We start from the raw sequence: 20,330 nt of genomic DNA, 5'->3' as shown, positions 1-20,330 counted from the left end.
GTTCGATCCCGATCACTCGACGAAGCGTGGAGATCGTGACCGTGGTGGATTCTCTCAGTGGCCGTCGATCCCGCCACATATTTGGTCTCGAACACCGATCCAACGGTGTGCCACTCGAAACCCCCGCTCGAATCGCGAGTGCGCTCGCAGAGCGGGGGTTCAACGCCGACCGAACGGCGATCACGTTGCTCGCGGACGCGACCGATCCCGAAGCAGCGATTCTCCGTGCAGTCGAAACCGTGCCGTCGGGGACGACGAAGATCACGACCGATCACGTCGAGCGTGTGCTCGATTCATCACAGACGGCGACGGAATCGGACGGTCGACCCCGACCGGGAGATCCCCCCTCGTCTGGGTCGACTGGGGCCACCGAATCTGACCCCTCTGTTTCGACTGCGTCGGGTGAGAACTCGACGGGTCAGGGGGCGTCGACGGCCCGACCCGGAGCCACGCCCACATCGCCGTCGACTCAGTCCGAGTCGTCGGTCGAGATCACGGGCGACATCACCGGCGATTCCACCGGATCGGGGGAGTACGCGGACTTCCTGTCGGTGTTTCGCGACCGATACGAACGCCTCTCGAAGCAGTTGCGCGGGCGCGTGACCCATCGCCCGACCGACGCACTCGACGCGATGCCCGGGGGGAGTGACGGCGCACTCGTGGGGATGGTCGCCGAGATCGATTCGACGCGTGGGGGCCACTGGCGGATCGAACTCGAAGACACGAACGGAACGTATCCGATCCTCGTCCTCAAGGACCGCGACATCGCGAGTGCCGTCGAGGAACTGCTCACCGACGAGGTGATCGCCGTCGAGGGGACGATCAGCGACGACGGCGAGATCATGTTCGCCGATGCGATCCACTTCCCGGACGTGCCCCGAACCTTCTCGCCGTCGACCGCCGATCGCGAGGTCAGCGCCGCCCTCGTGAGCGACCTCCACGTCGGCAGCCAGGAGTTCGCCGCCAAGGCCTGGGAGCGATTCGCGGACTGGTTGCACACGGACGAGGCCGATCACGTCGAGTATCTGTTGATCGGTGGCGATGCCGTCGAGGGGATCGGCGTCTATCCCGATCAGGACGAGGAACTCTCGATCGTCGACGTCTACGACCAGTACGAACGGTTTGCCGAACTGTTGAAACGTGTTCCAGGAGACATCGAGGTGGTGCTCATCCCCGGGAACCACGACGCCGTCCGCCTGGCCGAACCCCAACCAGCGTTTCGTGATGAACTGCTCGACATTTTCGACGCGACCGACCCGCGGATCGTGGGCAACCCCGCGCGCGTCACTGTCGAGGGCGTCTCGATTCTGATGTACCACGGCGTCAGCCTCGACGAGATCATCGCGGAACTCCCCGACGAGCGCGCGAACTACGACGAACCCCAGAAAGCGATGGCCCAACTCCTGCGCAAGCGACATCTCGCGCCGCAGTTCGGCGGCCACACCCGGATCGCGCCCGAGGAACGCGACTACATGGTGATCGACGAGGTCCCCGACGTCTTTCATACGGGCCACGTCCACAAACTCGGGTACGGCTCCTATCACGGCGTGTTGACGATCAACTCGGCGTGCTGGCAACACCAGACCTCCTTCCAGGAGTCGGTCAACATCGACCCCGAGGTGGGGTACGCCCCGATCGTCCGCCTCGACCGTCTCGACGCGACCGATGTCGGTGAGTATCTGACGATTCGGACGTTTTCGGATTAGCCGTCGGCGTCAGCGACGGCCGACTCCCTGGAGTCGTCGGAATCGTCGCGTCCCTCACCGAGCAGCCCCCGGAGACCACTCGACACGACGCGCCACAGCCGCCAGCACAGGATTCCGAACACGCCGAGCATGATCGCGGCGATGCCGACCGGGATGATCACGCCGAAGAAGACGATGACGGCCTTGATCGCGAGCGTCCCGACGAACAACGCCGCGAAAAAGGCGTCAGAAAAGCCCCACTCGGAGGTGTACGTCGCGGGTGGCTTCCGATCGGTCGGTTCGGTCATCGTGACCGTGATCGTACTGAACGCCTCTCGTCGCTCCAACTGCGCCTGGTCGGCGGTCACCCGATCGAGTTCGTCGCGGATCTCCCGGAGTTCGCTCCGGAGTCGAGTCGCCTCGCTGGCGTTCGAGGCGTTCGCGAGCAGCGCCTCGAAGCGCTGTTCGTCCTCGCGAAGCCGCTCGATGCGGTCGGCGCGGCGGTCGTACTCCGCAGAGAAGTCTTTGGCGTCGACCTGTTCGCTCTCGACGCGGCCCAGATCGGTGATGGCGTCGCGTGCGGCGGAAAATTCGGCAGCGGGCACGCGGACCGTAATGGTCCCGCGATCCCACTCGCCCTCGCTCGACTGTGATCGATCGCCCAGATAGCCGCCGTGGTCGTCGGCAATCGTCCGCAGTTCCTGGAACGCCGGTTCGAACTCCTCGACACGCACCGCCATCTCGGCGGTCCGCACCACGACCCGATCACCGTCGCCGTCGTAGTAGCTCCCGACGCCGCCGGAATCGACCTGCAGGTTCTCTCCGTCGAAGTCGGCCTCGGCATCGGCGTAGACGTCTTGGTTCCCGGAAGGCCCGATGGGATCGGTGCCCGTACAGCCCGCAAGGACGATCAACACCACGAGCACGACCCCGACCGTGATACGTCGCGATCCGATCGAAACCATAGTCGAGAATCTATGCCACACTCAATAAAACTCGCCGAGGCACAGACGCCGATTTGATCGAACTGCGGGGTTGTCGGTCAGAGTGCGGCGCGATCGCTGCCGGGGCCCTCTGCGTGCGGCCCGGTCAGTGCCCCGCCTCGTGGGGCCGAATCTCGCCGCCGTAGTTCTCGACGTGATCCGAATACTCGATAAAGCGCGGCGCATCCGGATCGAACGCCCGCTCCAGGCTGTCGAACGCCTTCTTTTTGTCCCAGCTCTGGAGCTTGCCGACTGCCGACCGGTCTTCGAGGTCGTGATAGTCCAGATCCGCTTTCACGGCGTTCCAGGCGTCGAGGCCCGTCTCGGTCCGGACGATCACGCTCGAATACGCGTCGCTCGACCCGACCGACCCGACCGTCAGATCCGCACAGTAGCCCGTGAAATCGGCACACTCGTCACAGCCCTTGAGCGCGGCGTCGTGGAAATTCGAGACGTCTTCGTCGACGATCAGCTCTCCGTCCTGATCGTAGACCATCATCTTCCCGTCGAGGACGTCCATCTTCGAGACGTTCGCCAGGTCGACGTCGCGCTGCTCTTCGAGCGCGTCGCCCATCAGGCGTTCGTAGTTGAAGTTCTTCGTACACATCAGCGCGATCGTGTAGTCGATCGCGCGTACGCCCGTCTCCTGAGAGCCGTACTCCCACTCGAAGTCCTGCATCGCGCGGATGCCCTCGATCTCACAGGGCGTCCCGACGACCGCGAGCGAGGCGTCTTCGATGGGCCCGTCGATCTTGTGGGCCCACCGGTCGAGATCCAGATTGCCGAGCGCGAGCGTCTGGTTGTACACCGACCCCGCGGCCTCGATGCACTCTTCGGGCGTGGTCGCGAGAAAGGCCTCGGCCTTCCAGGGGTCCTCGTCGCTTTCGGTCGCGACGAGTGCGCCGTCGATCTCGCCCGCTTCGAGCAGGTGGATCAGTACCGCGGTGACGACACCGCCGTCCTGTGAGCCTGCGCGCCAGTCCTCCTCGACGCGCGCGGAGAACTCTGTGATCGGGTCGCCCGCGCCCGAGACGTTGTCGTCGCCACCGGTGACCTTCCACTGGCGCTCGTAGCGCAGGCCACCACGGGGACAGAAGTCCCAGCACAGCGAACAGCCCGTACACATCTTCACCAGTTCGGGCAGGTTGTCGTCGCCGACGCCGATCGAATCCGAGGGACAGGCCGCCACGCAGGTCCCACACTGGATACACCGATCGGCGTCGATGACGGCATCGTCGAGTTCCATGAACCAGGTCTTCTGTTCTGGCTCCTCGATGTCGGACATCTGCTGGCGGATCTCGTAGCCCGGCGTGTCGAGATCCAGATCTTCTTCACCCGGGCGCTGGACGCGCTGGTCGGGTGCGGTCTCGTAGACGTCCTGACTGGTCCCCTCGACTGGCTCGGTGAACTCGACATCCTGGAGCTGCCCGTCCGAATCGACGTTGGCGGGGCGGCCGACCGATTTGGCTTGCCCGCCGTCCGGTCGGACCTCCTCTGACGCCCCTTCGGACTCGCTGGACTCCTCGTCGCCACCGCTCTTGCAGCCACAGCTCGACCCGCAGCCACACCCGCCGTCGTCGTGATCGTGGCCCGCGCTCGAATCGCGACCGCGGTCCGGAACGCCGGGACGACGATCAGTCATCGCTGGCCCCCCGGCCGCCCGATTCCTGTGCGACGCCAGCGGCAACGGGCGCGTCGGCCCGCTGCATAACCGATCGCAGCCGATCGTTCTCGACGCGGCGACACCACTCGTAGAACCGTTCGCTCTCCTCGCGCTCTGCGCTGTAGGCGTCGAACAGCTCTTCGAGTGCGGGAATCACCGCGCGCGCGGGCACGGCGGACTCGACCCAGTCCAGGAATTCGTTGTCCGCCCCGAGCGCGCCGCCCAGGCCGAAGTCCATCCCTTCGACGATCGCGTCGCCCTCGACGTTGCTGGAATCTTCCGGATCATCCACTTTGACGGTCTCGCCGCGGAAGCCGATGTCGGCGATCTGGGGTTGCGCACACGAGGCCGAACAGCCCGACATGTGCATCCGGACGACGTCCAGATCGTCGGGCGTGTCGATGCGTCGGTCGAGGGCTTTCGCCCACCGGTAGACGCGATTTTTCGTCTCGATGATGCCGTAGTTACAGAACTCCGATCCCGTACAGCCGACCGCGCCCCGCGAGAACGGCCCGGGATCGGGGCTGTACTTCCGGGCGAACGGCTCGCTCATCAGGTCACTGACGTTTTCGGCCGGAATATGGGTGATCAGGAAGTTCTGATCGGTCGCCAGCCGGACCGAGGCGTCCTCGGTCCCGTATTTCTCGGCGGCACGGGCGGCCTCGGCGAACTCCTCGCCGCTCATTCGGCCCGCGATGACGTTGAAGCCGACGTATTTCAGGCCGTCTGTCTTCTGGTCGTGGACGCCGACGTGATCGCCGGTGTACCCCTCGGTGAGGTCCTCGCCACTCGTCGGCAGTTCGACCGAACAGCGCCGCCGGACCGCGGCCTCGAACTCCTCGGTGCCCATCTGTTCGACCAGATAGCGCATTCGGCAGACGCCCCGATTGTTGCGGTCTCCCAGTTCCTTGAACGTCTGAGCGATCGCACGGCAGAACTCGACGGTGTCGCCCGGCGGGACGAACACGTCCATCTGCGTGGCCATCCGTGGCCCGTCCGAGAGCCCGCCGCCGACCTTGCAGTGGAACCCGTAGATGTCCTCGCCCTCGACCTCTTTCCGGGCCGGCGTCAGCCCGACGTCGTTGATCTGGGACTGCCCGCAGTCGTGGGTACAGCCCGTGATCGTCATCTTGAACTTCCGGGGGAGGTTGGCGTACTCCCGATTTTCGGTGAAGAATTCGTTGACGGCGTCGATCACTGGCTGGGCGTCGAAACACTCGTGGCCGTCCAGCCCGGCGGCCGGACAGCCCAGCACGTTCCGTGCGGAGTCCCCACAGCCCTGGATCGTCGTCAGGCCGACCTCCTCGTAGGTCTCCCAGATCTCGGGGACGTCCTCGACTTCGATCCAGTGCATCTGGATGTCCTGGCGGGTCGTCAGATCGAGGTACGCGTCGCCCCAGATGTCGTTTTGCTCTGCACCGCCGAACCGCTCGGGTGCGGTGGCGTACTCGGTGGCGACCTCGCCGATGACTTCGGCCTGCTCGGGCGTGAGATACCCGCCCGGGGCCTTCGTCCGCTTCATGAAGTAGTCGTCGTGCTCGCCGTGGGCGTACAGCCCGGCCCACTTGAGCCGCTCCCATTCACCGTCGCCGGCGCGGTCTTCGATCTCTGCGAAGGAGAGCCCACCGTCGGCGTACTCGCGGACGTCCTGGATGACGTCGAGCGGATGTTTGTTCTGTTTGTACTGTTCGACTGTGTTCATCGTGACCACCCCACGGTCACCCGCGCGGGCCGACGGCGTCGTCCGCCGACCAGTCTGCGTGCCTGAATCATGGTGCTGTTCGGCCTTGCGGCCGTCCTTACAATCGACACGCCGTCCCCACCGATCAACCCCGTTCAAGCGGAAAATGCTGACCCTCGTGCGCGCGAGCGGCAGGCGATGCCGCAATCGGTGACGATGACCGTCTAGATCGGTGTGGACCATGCGAACATACCAGTATCGGCCATTCGTTCCCCGATCGCGGTTACCGGGACTCGGCCAGCGCGAGGGCAACGAGTGCGAGGCCGGTCGCGAGATTGAGTGCGATCGTCGGCCCGCCGTAGCCAATAGCGAGTTCGAGGCCGATCCAGGCGAGCAGTCCGACGCCGACCGCGCCAGCGGCCCAGGACCCGCGCGGGTGTCGCCGCCAGACGGCGACTCCAGCGAGCAGCGCGCCACCGCCGATCCCGACCGCGAGCACGAGTCCCGGAAGCCGGAAGTCCGCGATGGGGAGCGCCGCGAGTCCGGCCGTCGACCGGCCGACGATTCCGCCGGTCGGATCGACGACGAGTGCGATCCCGCCCGCGAGCGCGCGCACTGACAACTGGGCAAGGACTGCGAGCAACGCCCACCGCCGGAGTCGCGACCGATCGATTGCGATCTCGAACACGCCCGAACATCGCGCGCCCGATACTCGACCGTTCGGGTCGATCCCGACGCCGTGGTGTCCGCGCTCTCACAGCATACCCGTCACCGACAGGTACGCCAGGCCGAACAACGCGACGTTGTACAGCGCGTGGACGGCGATCGGGGCCCAGAGGGTGCCCGACCGCTCGTAGACGACCCCGAGGATGACCGAAATCACGCCGACCGCACTCGCGCCCAGAATCGCGACCGGCAGGCTGGCCAGGTAGTTCGGCACGTGAAACAGCATGAAGGGAACGCTCGCACCCCCGATCGCGGCGATCGCGCCGTACTGGGCCCGAATGCGCCCCTGAATCGCGCCCCGGAAGAGCAGTTCTTCGGCGGGCGCGATCAACACGACCGACAGGGCGGCCATCGCGAGATACACCCACGGCGCACCGCTCGCGGCGTTGCCGAACACGTTCTCGACGGGTTCGGGGGTAACGAACTGAATGGCGCTCGTCAGGGCGAGACCGAGGACGATGGCGACGACCGAACTCCCGACGATCAGCCCCACGTCCTCGCGGTCGGGGGCTCCGATCGGGAGGTGGTCACACATGACCGCCAGGTAGCCGCCGCCGACGACCGCGAACGCGACCGATCCGGCGGCCGTCCCGGTGAGAAACACTGGCGGGGCGGTCGGATCCGTGACCGTGACTCCCGCAGCTGCCAACCCGAACCCCGCCACGACGCTGATCACCATCGTCAGGACGAACCCGGCGACCGCCAGGGCGACCGCCGCGCCACCCGTTCGGGCCCACTGTGGTATCGATCCCGTCCGCTGCCCGTCCCACTGTTCGACGTGCATACAGCGTCGTCGTTCTCACAACATGACAATATGTGTTTCGTTCTTCTCTGGAGTGTCACGGCGCAAGTAGGGTGGCCTCTCTCGATCGCCGCGTCACCGGTTCCGGCAGGAACACGCCCGGGAGTGGAAGGTATACGGTCGTGGTCCACCAACGCCGAGTCGTCATGACCGACGACTCAGGCTTCGCGACGCGATCGTTGCACGCCGGCCAGGTGCCGGATTCCGACACCGGTGCGCGCGCACCGCCGATCTATCAGACCACCTCGTACGTCTTCGACGACGCCGAGGACGCCGCCGCACAGTTCGCCCTCGAAGCGGAGGGCCACATCTACTCACGCTTGATGAATCCGACCGTCGGGACCCTTCAGGAACGCCTCGCTTCGCTCGAAGGCGGCGTCGGCGCGGTCGCGACCGCCTCGGGCATGGGCGCGATCAACCTCGCAACCTTCATGCTCGCCGATGCGGGCGACAACGTCGTCACCGCGTCGGCGCTCTACGGCGGCACGGTCACCTACTACACGCATTCGGCCCCGCGCCAGGGCGTCGACGTGCGCTTCGTCGATACGCTGGATTACGCGGCCTACGAGGAGGCGATCGACGAGGACACCGCCTACGTCCATTGTGAGACGATCGGCAACCCCGCACTCGTCACGCCCGACCTCGAACGACTGGCCGATATCGCTCACGCGAATGGCGTCCCGCTGGTCGTCGACAACACGTTCGCGACGCCGTATCTCTGCAACCCGATCGAGCACGGCGCGGACCTGGTCTGGAACTCCACGACGAAGTGGATCCACGGGTCGGGCACGACCGTCGGGGGCATCCTCGTCGACGGCGGATCGTTCCCCTGGGCCGACTATTCCGAGAAGTTCCCCGAGATCGGCGCGGCAAACCCCGCCTACCACGGCGTCGACTTCAGCGAGCGGTTCGGCGACGCCGCGTTTACCTACGCTGCGATCGCACGCGGCCTGCGCGATCTGGGCAACCAGCAGTCACCGTTCGACGCCTGGCAGACGATCCAGGGCATCGAGAGCCTCCCGATGCGGATGGAGCGACACTGCGAGAACGCCGCGCAGGTCGCGGCGTTCCTCGCGGATCACTCCGCGGTCGACTGGGTGAACTACCCCGGTCTCGACGATCACGAGACCCACGACGCCGCCAGCGAGTATCTCGATGGTGGCTACGGCGGCATGATCACGTTCGGCCTCGAAGCGGGCTACGAGGCCGCCCGCGACACCGTCGAGTCCACCGAGTTGGCCAGCCTCCTCGCGAACGTCGGCGACGCGAAGACGCTCATCATCCACCCGTCGAGTACGACCCACCAGCAGTTGAGCGACGAGGAGAAGACGGCGGCGGGCGTTACCGACGACATGGTGCGCCTCTCGGTCGGCCTGGAGGATCCGGACGACATCATTGCGGACCTCGATCAGGCGATCGATCGCGCGACACGGTGACCGGCGCGCCGGCGGTCGAACGCCGACGCCCACGATTCAGTCGCGCATCGTTTTCACGGCCGTGACTGCCAGCACACCGACGCCGAGCGTTTGGAGTCCGATCGAGAGCATCGCGTTCGCGTCACGATCGACCACCAGCAGTCCGACGGTCGAGAGCGCCACCCCGACGACGATCAGGGCGGTGGCTGTGGCGTCGTCCATAGACGATGGTTTCCGTGGCCGATATTCAATGGTGGCCATCCCGGCCGATCCGCCGATCGAACGTCCTCAGTACACGCCCCGATCCTGGAGCACGTCGCCCAACTCGGGCATCGATTCCACGACGACGTCACACGCTGGCTCGACCGCCGGCTTCGGGTCGAATCCGATCGCGAGGCCGGCGCGTTCGAGCATCGGCAGGTCGTTCGCGCCGTCACCGACGGCGACGGTGTCTTCGAGTGGGACTCCCTCTGCGGCGGCGAGGACTTCGAGGGCGTCGTCTTTGGTCCCCTCGATCAGCGGCCCCTCGACCGCCCCGGTCAGGCGCTCGCCGTCGTCGACGAGGCGGTTCGCGACGATCGTCTCGACGTCCGTCCCCGCGGCCGCGAGCGCACCCCGGACCCCGCGTTCGAACCCACCGGTCAGGATCGCGGAGCGGACGCCCGCGCCGGCCAGATCAGCGAGGACGTCGCCAGTCCCCGGTCGGAGGCGCACACCCTCGAAGACCGTCTCTGCGGTCGGGAGTTCGAGGCCTTCCAGCAGCCCACACCGCTGGCGGAGACTCTCGGCGTAGGCGATCTCGTCGTTCATCGCGCGCTCGGTGATCGTAGCGACCTCGCTGGCGGCGTCCTGTCGGTCGGCAAGTTCGACCACCATCTCGGAGTCAGACAGCGTTCCGTCGAAGTCGAAGGCGACGAGCATACGGCAGGTTGTGACCTCACCGGCACAAATGTCCCGGTATAGCCCCGCCAGACACCTGGGGTAGACGCGTGGCGAAGTGGGCTCTCCGTCGGTGCCGCCGCCGTGAACGATTTCCCCGCGGCTGGTGAACCACGTTGCAGTGACTGCTCTGCCGTGACTGACCTTCGCATCCGGGCCGCGCGGGCGGACGACGCCGCCGACCTGCTGGTCTGCAAACGCGACGCGATCCTCGCGATCAACCACGACGCGTACGACGCCGATCAACTGGCCGCGTGGGCGCCCGACGGGCGCGACCTGGGGGCGTTCGAGACGGCGCTCGACGGCGACGAGTACGAGGTCCGGGTCGCTGAACGTGCGGGTGCGATCGTCGGCTATGCCGTTCTCAATCGTGCGAGCGGGACGATCGACGCGGTGTTCGTCGACCCGGACCACGCACGCTCGGGCGTCGGTCGTCAGTTGGTTGGCGTCCTCGAAACGACGGCGTCGGTAGCGGGACTCGACACGCTCTCCGTGGCGGCATCGCTCAACGCCAGGGCGTTTTACGCGGACCTGGGCTACGAGCCGATCGAACGTACCACCAGGACGTTCGACGACCACTCGGTGCCGGTCGTCCGCATGCGACGGTCTCTGGCGGCGTGCTGAGTGTGTCTCTCTGTCTCGTTCGACTGCGTGACACGGATAGTCCCAAATTTCACCGGTGATAATTCCTCCGATACAATTATATACCAACGAGCGTGTTGAATAATACGTGGCATCGGTCAGCCCGGTGCCATTCCCCCCCCACCCCCCCACCCCCCACCCCTCTTTCCCCGTTTTTTCATGCTTTTCACCCGCCGACGAGGTCTGGCTGTCTCGTCGGGTCTGCACCCGAATCGACGCCACAGCGAGTGTGTCGTCGCGGCCGGCCCGTCGTTGACGAATGAGTGACACGACCGAACCGAATCGACTCCTCGACTGCGGTCGACGCTCTCGATGGGGCGTCACTGGTTTCGGAAGCGCTTGCCGCAGCACGGGAGAACGGGCCAGGATTACGTCAGCGCGCGGCCTTTTGCGTGTCTCGGTCCAAGCGCCACTCGATGCATTACGAGACGACTCGACCGGCGACCTGGGGCCGGTCACGGAGGGACCGATGAGCGACACGAGCGAACAGCGAGCCGACGGCCACCTGGACGACGTCGATGACGGGTGTGGCTGTGCCGAAGTCTGGGAGCACCTCTCGGAGTCCCGGGACTCGACTGCCGACTGATGGGTTTCGAGCGACGAACGGTTTTTGCGTCCGACTCTCGAACGCCACGTCAATGAGCGAACGTCCCGAGGACCTCCCCGCGCGCCGTCAGTCCCCGGTCGGTGATCCGGTCATCAGGGGCGACCCCTCGGTGACGGGACGCGACGAGGACGCCGCCGTCGCGTTCGACCCAGACGACCCCGAGAGCCTGGACCTGGCCGCCGAGACCGTCCAGTCGTTTGCCGGCGGCGACCCCGGTGACGACACCGTCTACATGCTCCGTGGCGCGGCGGCGTGTGCGGCGCTCGTCCGTGGGGAGGGATCCTATACCGCGGCGGCCGAGCGCGCGGGCGACGACGTCTCGATTTCGTTCGTCCGGAAGTGGGCGCGAGTCCACGACCTCCCGCGGGCGATCCGTCGTCACGTCGCGAGCGGTGACATCGCCCCCACGGCGGCCAAACACGTCGCTCGGGTCGGCGGAACCGATCGCCTCCTGCTTGCGTGGGCGCTGCTCGATCACGACCTGACCGTCCGTGAGGTCCGATCGATCGCCGGTGAGATCACGGACGGCACGCCCGTGGGTGAGGCGCTCACGGACGCGGGCGTGGACCTGGGGCGGATGGACCTCTCCCTCCCGGTCGAACTGTACAGTCGCCTGCGACGCCGGGCTGCCCTGGAGGATTCGAGTCCGCGCGCGGTCGTCGCGACCGCACTCGGAGAGTACTTCGAGCGCCACCCGACCGAAACCCCTTAGACCCGACGGCCGTGAGAGTGCATCGAGGGCCGGTAGCTCAGTCAGGCAGAGCGTCTGGCTTTTAACCAGACGGTCATGGGTTCAATTCCCATCCGGCCCGTTTTCGTTCGTGTCGTCGGTCGGCCGCCACCACCCCAACGTGTACATCGTTCCAGAGCCTACACTGTCGGATGATACAGGGGGGAGACGGGGACGTGCCAGCAATCGATCGTCGGACGATGCTGACCGCGGCGGGGACACTCGCGGGGGGCGCTCTCGTCGGGACGGTCGGTGCGGCGACGGCGCCGCTGTCGGGCGTCACGAACGCTGCTGCGGACTGGGAAGAGCGGGCCGACGAGCGCATCGACGAGTACCGGCGGGCGACACTGACGGTCACCGTCGAGGACGCCGCCGGTCGGCCGGTGCCCGACGCCACGGTCGAGGTCGCGATGCAGTCTCACGACGTCGGGTTCGGCGTCGGTGTCAACGCGCCGCGTCTGCTCGGCCGGGACGACGCGCTGTCCGCGACCGACCGCGCGAACTACCGGTCGATGATTACCGACCTGTTCGAGACGGCCGTCCTCACCAACCATCACAAGTGGCGCTTCTTCGAGGAGAGCCCCGATGTCGCGGACGCGGCGACGGCGTGGCTGCTCGATCACGGCCTCTCGATGCGCGGGCACACCTGTCTGTGGGCGAACGTCGAGGGGTGGGCCGTCCCCGGCGACGTCGTCGACGCGATGGGCGTCGATCACCCGAGCGGTGAGTCCGGCCCGGATCGCGATCCAGCGCACGTCCGCCAGCGCTCGCTCGATCACGTCGAGACGATCCTCGACCACTACGCCAACTTTTCACACGACGGAACCGAGTACGGCTCGGCCATCGAGCACTGGGACGTCGTCAACGAGGCCCAGCACGAACCCCGGTTCGTCGAGGTGGTCGACGGCGAGGATTCCGATCCGGTGACCGCCCCCTGGATCGCTGACGCTTACGCCCGCGCGACGGCGAGTGCGCCCGACGACGTGGCCCTCGATGTCAACGACTACAACGTGCTCGTCGGACCGTACGAGGACACTCGACGGACCTATCACGACCAGATCGGGTTCCTGCAGGCGACCGACGGCGTGCGACTCGACGGCGTCGGCCTCCAGTGTCACTTCTATCGCGACGAGTCGTACGACGAGACGCTGACGCCAGCCCAGACCTGGGCGGCACTCGACGCCTACGCCGCTCACGACGTCGCGGTGCGGATCACCGAACTCGACGTCGGCGGTGCGATCTGGACCCCCGAGGAGCAGGCGACTTACCTCCGTCAGTTCCTCACGAGCGTCTACGCTCATCCGGTCGTCGAGGACGTCCTCCTCTGGGGGCTCTGGGACGGCCCCGAGGGGAGCGACGACTACCCGTTCTATCACGCCGACTGGACGCCCAAGCCCGCTCGCGACGCCTACCGCGATCTGGTCTTCGGGGAGTGGTGGACCGACACGTCGGGGGCGACCGACGGGACCGGCGTGTACGCGACGACCGTCGATCACGGCACGCACGCGATCACTGCCCGCGCCGACGGCACCGAGACCACGACGACTGTCACGGTCGCCGCCGATCCCACACGCGTGACGCTCACCCTCGACGGCGAGCACGCCGCCGACGGGCCGCCCGCGGTCGACGGGGTCGTCCCCCGAGACCTCGACGAGGACGGTGTTTACGAGGACCTCTCGGGGAACGGTCGCCTCGACTTCCCCGACGTGAATCGCCTGTTTCAAAACGCCGAGACCGACACCGTCCAGTCGAATTTGATGTATTTCGACGTGACCGGTGACGGAAGCGTCGATCAACAGGATGTCCTCGTACTGTTCGATCGAATCTAACGAGGACGCGTTCGGACCGTCTTTCGATCGGTCTCGGTAGTCTCCGAGCGCTCACCGCTCGGGATGGATCGGCGCGTCGAACCCACCGCGGACGAGCGGTTTCGCGACGTGACGCCGCGCCAGCGGCGGGACTTCGTACCACCCGATCGCGATGTCACGCTCGATCGGGCGCTCGACGCGTCCGGGCGCACTCGTCGAACAGTCCCGACACCGATAGCCCGCCGCGCGGCCCGCACTCTCCATCGAGCGCCCGCAGGCGGGGCAGTCGGGAGTCGCCCACTCACTCCGCCGCAGATCGCGGACCGCGACCTTTTCGAGTTTGAGCGTGCCGTCACTGACCTCGCCACAGACGGTCACCCGGTCGCCGACCCGGAGCGCGCGGACGTGATCGCGAAACCGCTCGGTCGGTTCGAACGCGACCAGATCGATCGTCTCGGCGTCGGACGGCGACCGCTCGGCGTGATCGACGGCCGCGCCGCCGTCGGCGGCCGCTGCGGGATCCAGACGCGTCCCGAGCGTCGCGAAGACGTGGCCCCCCTCGCGTGTGTCGGGTGCGCTCACGACCTGGCCCGTCACCCGATAGCTGTAGCCGTCCTCGCAGTCGTCGATCGTGGCCTCGCGGAGGTGCGCATCGGTGCCCTGGTTCGTCCGAAAGATCGCGCGGCGCTCGACCGGTTCCGATTCGATCGCGCGCGCGACGCGCGCGACCGTCGTGGGGTCGTCGCCGCGGATCCCGTGGAGGATCGGCCCCGGCGCTCGGGGGACACACACCGCTCGCCCGGCGGTCCGGTCGACGGTGTCCCAGGCGTCGGGATACGCTCGCTCGGCCGCCGCGAACACCGTGTCGTGATCCACCGACCGCTCGGTGCCGCGCCGCGAGGACTCGCGATAGGAGATACACTCGACGGTCGGGGTCCGGACGCGGGGCGCGCCCACCGCGGCGACCGCGCCGACGATCCCGCGGCCCGTGGCGAGCACGTCCCACTCCCGGTCGCGGGCCAGGCGTGCGGCCCGGTCGGAATCACAGTACGCCCGCATGGCGCGCCGGGCGAAATCAGCGATGCCTTCGTCGGTATCGCCTGCCACGACGGCTCCCGGGTCCGTCCGTGGGCCGTCGGCGGCCAGCGAGAGATGCTCGCGGGCGATTCGGCGCGCGACGCGTCGGGGAGCGTCCGTCTCGACGGCCAGCGCGGCGTTACCGCGGGTCTTGTGCTCGACGGCGGGGTTCAATCGGAGGAGATACCGCTCGACGGCGTAGCCCCGATCCGCGAGGCGGTCGGCAATCCGGGCCGCGACGTAGGTCGTGCACATCCCCTGGTCGCGGGAGTCCGTGTCGTCGAGGCCGACGATCGTCACGGGCGACGGTACGCACTCGGGAGGGCTTAGCCCTGTGGGTCCGGGCCTGGACGCGTCTCTCCACCCGTGTCGCCCCCGACCGAGACGGGCGTGTCTGTCGGTGAGATGGCGTGTCAGCAACGCTGAGACGGCACAACGCATTTATGCGACGACCGACCACTATTATACATGTCACGGTCGGCGCTGGTCGAAAATGTCACCGCGATGCTGGAAGACGCGGGCTTTCTCGTGAGCGACCGGTGTGCGATCCGACCCAAGAGTTTCGACGTCGCCGCTCGTCGAGGCGAGGACACCATTCTGGTGAAGATCCTCGGCAACATCGATGCCTTCGACGGACGGATCGGTGTCGAGATGCGTCGGTTGGGGGAGTTTTTGGGTGCGACACCGCTCGTGATCGGACTCCGGACGCGTGACGAGGAGCTGAAACCAGGGGTGGTGTACTTCAGACACGGTGTACCGGTGTTGAGCCCGGACACGGCGATGGAGACCTTCGTCGAGGAGGTCCCGCCGTTGATCTACGCCGCCCCGGGCGGACTGTACGTCACCATCGACAGCGACGTGCTCGCGGACGCCCGCGAGGAGCGCGATTGGTCACTCGGCCGCCTCGCCAACGAACTCGGGGTGTCTCGCCGGACGGTCTCGAAATACGAGAACGGCATGGACGCCTCCGTCGAGGTCGCCACGAAACTCGAAGACCTGTTCACCGAACCGCTGACCGAACCCGTGAGCGTCCTCGAAGGGGCCGACGACATCGACGACGAGGAGGCCGCCGAGGACCCCGACCCGGAGGACGAACCGGTCGTCTCCGTCCTCATGCGGGTTGGCTTCGACGTGCACGTCACCCAGCGCGCTCCGTTCAAGACCGTCAGCGAAACCGACGGCGAGACCGCCCGCCAGGACGGCGTGACCGATCGCCTGCTGACGGGCCACTCGACGCTGACCGAGGCCGCCGAGAAGCGCGCCCGGATCATGTCCTCGGTCGGCCAGGTCACGCGCACCCGGTCGGTGTACGTCGTCGAGAAAGCGCCACGCGATTCCGTCGAGGGAACCGCTCTCGTCGAGGAGTCGGAGATGGCGTCGATCGACGACTCCGACGAGTTGCGCGATCTGATCCGGGACCGCGCCGGAACCGCGTAGGGACTGGCGCCGGTGATCGGTCCGATGGCTCGGAGCGGTGGGCCAGCCGAATCTGTCTCCTGCAGAGCGGACGGATCCGCGCGATCTCGCGTCAGGACCCGTCTGGGCCGGCCGCGTCCGGCGTGGGGACGCTGTCGAGCATCTCGTCGAGGACGTCGTCGATCGATCGATCGGCCAGTGCGGCGTCCCGGTCGAGGTGGATCCGGTGGCGCGCGATCGGGACCGCGAGCGCCTTCACGTCGTCCGGGAGGACGTACTCGCGGTCGTGGACGGCCGCGCGGGCCTTCGTGGCCCACTGCCACTGGAGGGCGGCCCGCGGCGAGAGGCCGATCGAGAGGTCCGGGCTCTCACGGGTCGCGACCGCGAGGTCGACGATGTACTCCCTGATCGCGGGGGCGACGGTGACCGCGTCGACGGCGGCCCGGAGGTCGTCGATTTCGTCGGCCGAAACGACGGTCTCGACCGCACTCGGCCCGAGTTCGGGGCGGTCGTCGAACCGATCGAGCATGGCGCGTTCCTCGTCGGCCGTCGGCGGGCCGAGGCTGACCTCGAACAGAAAGCGGTCGCGCTGGGCGCGGGGCAACTCGTAGGTCCCCTCCATCTCGACGGGGTTCTGTGTCGCGACGACCATGAACGGCCGCGGCAGGTCGTGAGCGGTGCCGTCGACGGTCACCGATCGCTCCTGCATCGCTTCGAGCAAGGCCGACTGAGCGTTCGGCGTCGCACGGTTGATCTCGTCTGCGATCACCAGGTTCGCGAACACCGGGCCCTGCTGAAACTCGAAGGTGCGAGAGTCCTCACGAAAGACGGTCGTGCCGGTGATGTCCGCGGGGATCAGGTCGGGCGTCAGCTGAATCCGCGAGCGATCGAGGCCACTCGCGCTCGCGAACGACTCGGCCAACGTCGTCTTCGCGACCCCGGGGATCCCTTCGAGGAGGACGTGCCCGCGCGCGAGCAGGGCGACCGTGAGCAACTCGACCGCCTCGGACTGGCCGACGATCACGCGCTCGATTTCCTCGTGGATCCGCTCTGCGGTCGAGCCGACGGTCATTGCTGTGTCCTGTTCCCCCGGGCAAATGAGTGTAGTGGTCGAGAGCAACGCTGAAATCCGTCGATCTTCTATGGAGTCACGTGCGAGTCGGGGTGGCGGTCGTCGTGGGGTGTCTGTTCGTCCTCGCGCTGGGCTCTGTGGGGGCCGGCGCGGCCACGCCCAGCGACTGGAACGGGACGCATCACGTCCCGCCCGAGGCGGCCGGTGAGCCCACCGATCAGTCCGAGCTCTCGACGCGGTTGCTCGCCTCACTGGAGGGCCGCCTGGCGAACAGCAGTGAGTCGCTCGCGAGCGGCGACTTCGCGGCGGCCCGTGAGGCGCTCGGAGACGACTTCGACCGCGACCTCGACCGGTATCGCGAACTCGCTGAGCGAGCCGACGACGAGGACCGCGCTGAGATCGCGGCGTCGATCGATCTGACGCGCTCCGAACAGCGTCGCCTCGCGGCGACGGGCCGTGACCTGCAGAACGCGACCCAGGAGTACCGTCAGGCCCGCGAGCGCGGCAACGAGACCGCCGCGCGAGAAGCGCTGCGGCGGGCCGAACGACTCAATCGCTCGCTGGCGACCCAGAGCGAGCGCGTCCAGTCGGGCTACGAGGCGCTCAACCGGTCGGGCGTCGACACCGGCGGGGCGAGCGACCGCGTCGCGGCGCTCACACGGGACGCGACGGGGCGCGTCGGTGACGAACTCGACCGCTCGTTCGAGCCCACGGAGCTGACGGTGCTCGACGCCGACAGCGCGGCCGGACCGACCGACCCACTCTCGATGCGGGTTCGACTCACCGGCCCCGACGGCGCGCTCTCGCCGGACGACGGCACCGTCACGATCGACGGGCGACCGGTGACGTCGGCCGCCTGGAACGGCTCGGTCGTCTCGATCGAGCACCGCCCGCTGTGGCTGACCGCCGGCGACCACGACCGCGAGGTGGCGTTCCAGCCCGCTCCCGAGCGCCCCTACGCCGCGAGTGTGGCGACCGTCGGGATCACGATTCGGTCGCGAGAGCCGGCGATTCTCGTCGGTGACGTCCCGACGGTCGGCTACCGTGACCGCGTGTCGGTCACGGCGACGGTCCAGATCGACGGCGAGCCAGTGGCCGACGCGCCGGTGCGGGCGTTCGTCGCGGACGAGCCGATCGCCACGGGCGAGACCGCCGCGAACGGTACGGTGGCGCTGTCCGGACGGCTTCCCCCGGCAATCGAACCCGGTGATCGCCAGCTTCGTGTGGCGATGACGGCGACCGACCGCGCGGTGGCCGCGACCGAGGTCGTCGAGGAGCTCTCTGTCGAGCGGACGCCGACGCGTCTCACGGCGTCCGTCGAGGACGGCCGACTCACGGGTCGGCTGACGACCGCCGACGGGCGGCCGCTGCCCGACCGCGAGGTCGTGATCGGCGGCGTCGACCGGACGGTCACGACCGACGCACAGGGGGCGTTCGACGTCTCGGTGGCCGGCCGGAGTGGGTCCGTCACCGTCGCCTATCGAGCGGCGACGGGCGCACTCGGACCCACCGAGACGCGCGTGTCGCTGCCCGACGCCGGCGGGGCGCTCCCCGCGACGCCCCGATGGCTGCCGATCGGACTGCTCGCAATCCTGGCGGTCGGCGCGCTCGGAGCGGTCTGGCGGCGATCGGGCGGGTCGCCCGGGCCGACCCCGAGCGGGACGTCGGCCGACGGCGCCGACGCTGGCGTCGTCGACGCCGCCTCGCTGGCGTGGCTGTATCGCGCCGCGCGGGAGTCCGTTCCGGGGAGCCACCCGGCGTTGACCCCGCGCGAGACCGCCAGTCAGGCGCGTGCGGAACTGTCGGGCCGGCGGGCGGCGGTCGTCGCGGCGATCGCGCGGGCGTACGAACGACAGGCGTACGCCCTCGATCGGGTCGACGACCGCGCGATCGAGGCTCACCGCGCGGCGCTGCGCTGGCTCCGCGATCGCTAACGACGCGTCCAGCCCACGATCGCGGCCAGTCCGATCGCGACCGCGCCGAACACCAGAATCTGTGCCGCTGGCGACGATCTGAGCACGTCCAGCGCCGCGTACAGCGGCGGGCGTCCACTCGTCGCGTGACTCCGATCGATGACGACCCTGTCGGCGTCGCCAAACAGGTGGGTGACGAACGCGCGGTTGTCCGCCCGGTCGAGCATGCTATCGATGAACAGACTCGGGTCGGCCAGGACGATCATGCGCCCGTCACCGACCGACTGGGTCGCGGCCACGGTGAAGGGGCCGAGCGGTTCGTCGTCGTCGGGTTCGCCGTCACCGTCGGCGTCGCGGAACGCGGTCGAGGCGGTGACCAGCACGCGCTGCTCGTCGGGGACGTTGTCGATCGATCCGGGCAGATTCGTCGCGACCGAATCGACCCCGTCGATCGGGCGGTCGGCGGGCGGGTGGACCAGCGGGAGCGCGGTCCCCTCGGTGAACGCGGCGAGGTCTCGAACGGGCGTTCGATCGATGCGATACCGGGTGAGGTTCTGGACCAGCCAGTCCGCCGACCGACCGCGGTCGCCCGCGACGACGACCGTCCCGCCGCGGTCCATGTACGACTGCATCGCCTGGCCGCTACGGGCGTAGTGTGGCTGTTCGGGGGCGAGGACGAACACGACCGATCGATCGGCGTCCAGGCCATCGTAGGCGGACGCGTCGGTGATCAACTCGGCACTGCCCTGTTCGGCCGCCAGCGCTCGAAACTCGCTGGTGCCGTTCCAGTCGGGGTTGTACGGATCGAAGGTCACGGTCGAACTCGCGGTCGTCGCGACGAGCACCACCAGCACGGCGACGGCGACGACGGCGAGCGCGATCCGGAGCCATCGCTCGTTCACAGTGACCCCTCCAGGATCGTCAGCACGCGCCGGAGGACGATCAGACCGAACACGACCAGGCCGGCGACGACCAGCCAGCGCACCCGACGCCGCCAGGGCGGGCGGACCGCGACGGGCGCGGTGAGTTCGGTCACGACCAGCAGGCCGATCAGCGCGACGACGAAAAACAGCTCCGCGGAATAGGCGTCGAGTGCGACCAGGACGACCAGCAGCGCGGCTGTCCAGCCGACGACGCCGGTCACGAACCCGGTCCGACGGTGTGTCGACAC

Annotated in this window: 18 protein-coding genes and 1 tRNA gene; 8 read left to right on the top strand and 11 right to left on the bottom strand. The window is 67.8% G+C overall.

Going from position 1 to position 20,330, the window contains the following annotated elements:
* The first annotated feature begins 107 nt into the window (after positions 1 to 107).
* Positions 108 to 1,706 (top strand): DNA-directed DNA polymerase II small subunit, encoded by a 1,599-nt coding sequence (locus HARCEL1_RS13205; protein ID WP_108384339.1) that lies wholly within the window; start codon positions 108 to 110, stop codon positions 1,704 to 1,706.
* Here the strand turns inward: HARCEL1_RS13205 and HARCEL1_RS13200 are convergent.
* The 5 genes from HARCEL1_RS13200 to HARCEL1_RS13180 all read right to left on the bottom strand — a co-directional run bounded on the left by HARCEL1_RS13200 (position 1,703) and on the right by HARCEL1_RS13180 (position 7,522).
* The gene (locus HARCEL1_RS13200; RefSeq protein ID WP_108384016.1) at positions 1,703 to 2,650 is read right to left on the bottom strand and encodes a DUF4349 domain-containing protein; all 948 of its coding nucleotides are present in this window, start codon (positions 2,648 to 2,650) and stop codon (positions 1,703 to 1,705) included. The genes HARCEL1_RS13205 and HARCEL1_RS13200 overlap by 4 nt on opposite strands.
* A gap of 124 nt (positions 2,651 to 2,774) precedes the next feature.
* Positions 2,775 to 4,310, bottom strand: a complete 1,536-nt coding sequence (locus tag HARCEL1_RS13195) for a Coenzyme F420 hydrogenase/dehydrogenase, beta subunit C-terminal domain (protein WP_108384015.1) — start codon at positions 4,308 to 4,310, stop codon at positions 2,775 to 2,777.
* The gene (locus HARCEL1_RS13190; RefSeq protein ID WP_108384336.1) at positions 4,303 to 6,033 is read right to left on the bottom strand and encodes a nitrite/sulfite reductase; all 1,731 of its coding nucleotides are present in this window, start codon (positions 6,031 to 6,033) and stop codon (positions 4,303 to 4,305) included. The genes HARCEL1_RS13195 and HARCEL1_RS13190 overlap by 8 nt, the downstream gene beginning before the upstream one ends.
* Positions 6,034 to 6,295: 262 nt before the next feature.
* Entirely contained in the window at positions 6,296 to 6,700 is a 405-nt protein-coding gene (locus HARCEL1_RS13185; protein ID WP_108384014.1) for a hypothetical protein, read from the bottom strand.
* Positions 6,701 to 6,766: 66 nt separating this feature from the next.
* Positions 6,767 to 7,522 (bottom strand): CPBP family intramembrane glutamic endopeptidase, encoded by a 756-nt coding sequence (locus HARCEL1_RS13180; protein WP_108384013.1) that lies wholly within the window; start codon positions 7,520 to 7,522, stop codon positions 6,767 to 6,769.
* 164 nt (positions 7,523 to 7,686) lie between these two features.
* Here HARCEL1_RS13180 and HARCEL1_RS13175 point away from each other — a divergent pair, with 164 nt between their 5' ends.
* On the top strand, positions 7,687 to 8,976 hold the full coding sequence (locus HARCEL1_RS13175; RefSeq protein ID WP_108384012.1) for an O-acetylhomoserine aminocarboxypropyltransferase/cysteine synthase family protein: 1,290 nt from the start codon (positions 7,687 to 7,689) through the stop codon (positions 8,974 to 8,976).
* A 36-nt stretch (positions 8,977 to 9,012) separates the two neighbouring features.
* On the opposite strand, the gene HARCEL1_RS13570 is transcribed toward HARCEL1_RS13175, so the two are convergent.
* Positions 9,013 to 9,177 (bottom strand): hypothetical protein, encoded by a 165-nt coding sequence (locus HARCEL1_RS13570; RefSeq protein ID WP_159077163.1) that lies wholly within the window; start codon positions 9,175 to 9,177, stop codon positions 9,013 to 9,015.
* A 66-nt stretch (positions 9,178 to 9,243) separates the two neighbouring features.
* On the bottom strand, positions 9,244 to 9,876 hold the full coding sequence (gene serB, locus HARCEL1_RS13170) for a phosphoserine phosphatase SerB (protein WP_108384011.1): 633 nt from the start codon (positions 9,874 to 9,876) through the stop codon (positions 9,244 to 9,246).
* A 153-nt stretch (positions 9,877 to 10,029) separates the two neighbouring features.
* On the opposite strand from serB, the gene HARCEL1_RS13165 reads away from it, so the two are divergent.
* From HARCEL1_RS13165 to HARCEL1_RS13150, 4 genes are all read left to right on the top strand, one after another.
* Positions 10,030 to 10,518, top strand: a complete 489-nt coding sequence (locus HARCEL1_RS13165) for a GNAT family N-acetyltransferase (protein WP_159077162.1) — start codon at positions 10,030 to 10,032, stop codon at positions 10,516 to 10,518.
* A gap of 656 nt (positions 10,519 to 11,174) precedes the next feature.
* Positions 11,175 to 11,855 (top strand): DUF7119 family protein, encoded by a 681-nt coding sequence (locus HARCEL1_RS13160; RefSeq protein WP_108384009.1) that lies wholly within the window; start codon positions 11,175 to 11,177, stop codon positions 11,853 to 11,855.
* A gap of 26 nt (positions 11,856 to 11,881) precedes the next feature.
* Positions 11,882 to 11,955 (top strand) — tRNA-Lys (locus HARCEL1_RS13155).
* Positions 11,956 to 12,025: 70 nt separating this feature from the next.
* Positions 12,026 to 13,702: an endo-1,4-beta-xylanase gene (locus tag HARCEL1_RS13150; RefSeq protein ID WP_108384008.1), complete on the top strand. Its 1,677-nt coding sequence runs from the start codon at positions 12,026 to 12,028 to the stop codon at positions 13,700 to 13,702.
* A 51-nt stretch (positions 13,703 to 13,753) separates the two neighbouring features.
* Here the strand turns inward: HARCEL1_RS13150 and HARCEL1_RS13145 are convergent, their stop codons facing one another.
* On the bottom strand, positions 13,754 to 15,058 hold the full coding sequence (locus tag HARCEL1_RS13145) for a tRNA(Ile)(2)-agmatinylcytidine synthase (RefSeq protein ID WP_108384007.1): 1,305 nt from the start codon (positions 15,056 to 15,058) through the stop codon (positions 13,754 to 13,756).
* Positions 15,059 to 15,226: 168 nt separating this feature from the next.
* Between HARCEL1_RS13145 and HARCEL1_RS13140 the strand changes: the two genes are divergently transcribed.
* The gene (locus HARCEL1_RS13140; protein ID WP_108384006.1) at positions 15,227 to 16,195 is read left to right on the top strand and encodes a transcriptional regulator; all 969 of its coding nucleotides are present in this window, start codon (positions 15,227 to 15,229) and stop codon (positions 16,193 to 16,195) included.
* A gap of 91 nt (positions 16,196 to 16,286) precedes the next feature.
* On the opposite strand, the gene HARCEL1_RS13135 is transcribed toward HARCEL1_RS13140, so the two are convergent.
* The gene (locus HARCEL1_RS13135; protein WP_108384005.1) at positions 16,287 to 17,246 is read right to left on the bottom strand and encodes an AAA family ATPase; all 960 of its coding nucleotides are present in this window, start codon (positions 17,244 to 17,246) and stop codon (positions 16,287 to 16,289) included.
* 80 nt (positions 17,247 to 17,326) lie between these two features.
* On the opposite strand from HARCEL1_RS13135, the gene HARCEL1_RS13130 reads away from it, so the two are divergent.
* Positions 17,327 to 19,180 carry a COG1361 family protein gene (locus HARCEL1_RS13130; RefSeq protein ID WP_159077161.1) on the top strand — a complete coding sequence of 618 codons (1,854 nt, stop codon included), beginning with the start codon at positions 17,327 to 17,329 and terminating at the stop codon, positions 19,178 to 19,180.
* On the opposite strand, the gene HARCEL1_RS13125 is transcribed toward HARCEL1_RS13130, so the two are convergent.
* Positions 19,177 to 20,061: a DUF4350 domain-containing protein gene (locus HARCEL1_RS13125; RefSeq protein WP_108384003.1), complete on the bottom strand. Its 885-nt coding sequence runs from the start codon at positions 20,059 to 20,061 to the stop codon at positions 19,177 to 19,179. The genes HARCEL1_RS13130 and HARCEL1_RS13125 overlap by 4 nt on opposite strands.
* Positions 20,058 to 20,330: a hypothetical protein gene (locus HARCEL1_RS13120; protein WP_108384002.1), complete on the bottom strand. Its 273-nt coding sequence runs from the start codon at positions 20,328 to 20,330 to the stop codon at positions 20,058 to 20,060. The genes HARCEL1_RS13125 and HARCEL1_RS13120 overlap by 4 nt, the downstream gene beginning before the upstream one ends.

This window comes from Halococcoides cellulosivorans, assembly GCF_003058365.1.
Lineage (GTDB): Archaea > Halobacteriota > Halobacteria > Halobacteriales > Haloarculaceae > Halococcoides > Halococcoides cellulosivorans.
Note: the sequence above shows the minus strand (reverse complement) of the source record. Positions and strands in the feature narration are given on the sequence as shown.

What these genes read in the sequence shown, in the direction of transcription:
- HARCEL1_RS13200 (WP_108384016.1), bottom strand. Translation starts at nt 2,650, where the DNA reads ATGGTTTCGATCGGATCGCGACGTATCACGGTCGGGGTCGTGCTCGTG.
- HARCEL1_RS13195 (WP_108384015.1), bottom strand. Translation starts at nt 4,310, where the DNA reads ATGACTGATCGTCGTCCCGGCGTTCCGGACCGCGGTCGCGATTCGAGC.
- HARCEL1_RS13190 (WP_108384336.1), bottom strand. Translation starts at nt 6,033, where the DNA reads ATGAACACAGTCGAACAGTACAAACAGAACAAACATCCGCTCGACGTC.
- HARCEL1_RS13180 (WP_108384013.1), bottom strand. Translation starts at nt 7,522, where the DNA reads ATGCACGTCGAACAGTGGGACGGGCAGCGGACGGGATCGATACCACAG.
- HARCEL1_RS13175 (WP_108384012.1), top strand. Translation starts at nt 7,687, where the DNA reads ATGACCGACGACTCAGGCTTCGCGACGCGATCGTTGCACGCCGGCCAG.
- HARCEL1_RS13570 (WP_159077163.1), bottom strand. Translation starts at nt 9,177, where the DNA reads ATGGACGACGCCACAGCCACCGCCCTGATCGTCGTCGGGGTGGCGCTC.
- serB (WP_108384011.1), bottom strand. Translation starts at nt 9,876, where the DNA reads ATGCTCGTCGCCTTCGACTTCGACGGAACGCTGTCTGACTCCGAGATG.
- HARCEL1_RS13160 (WP_108384009.1), top strand. Translation starts at nt 11,175, where the DNA reads ATGAGCGAACGTCCCGAGGACCTCCCCGCGCGCCGTCAGTCCCCGGTC.
- HARCEL1_RS13150 (WP_108384008.1), top strand. Translation starts at nt 12,026, where the DNA reads ATGATACAGGGGGGAGACGGGGACGTGCCAGCAATCGATCGTCGGACG.
- HARCEL1_RS13140 (WP_108384006.1), top strand. Translation starts at nt 15,227, where the DNA reads ATGTCACGGTCGGCGCTGGTCGAAAATGTCACCGCGATGCTGGAAGAC.
- HARCEL1_RS13135 (WP_108384005.1), bottom strand. Translation starts at nt 17,246, where the DNA reads ATGACCGTCGGCTCGACCGCAGAGCGGATCCACGAGGAAATCGAGCGC.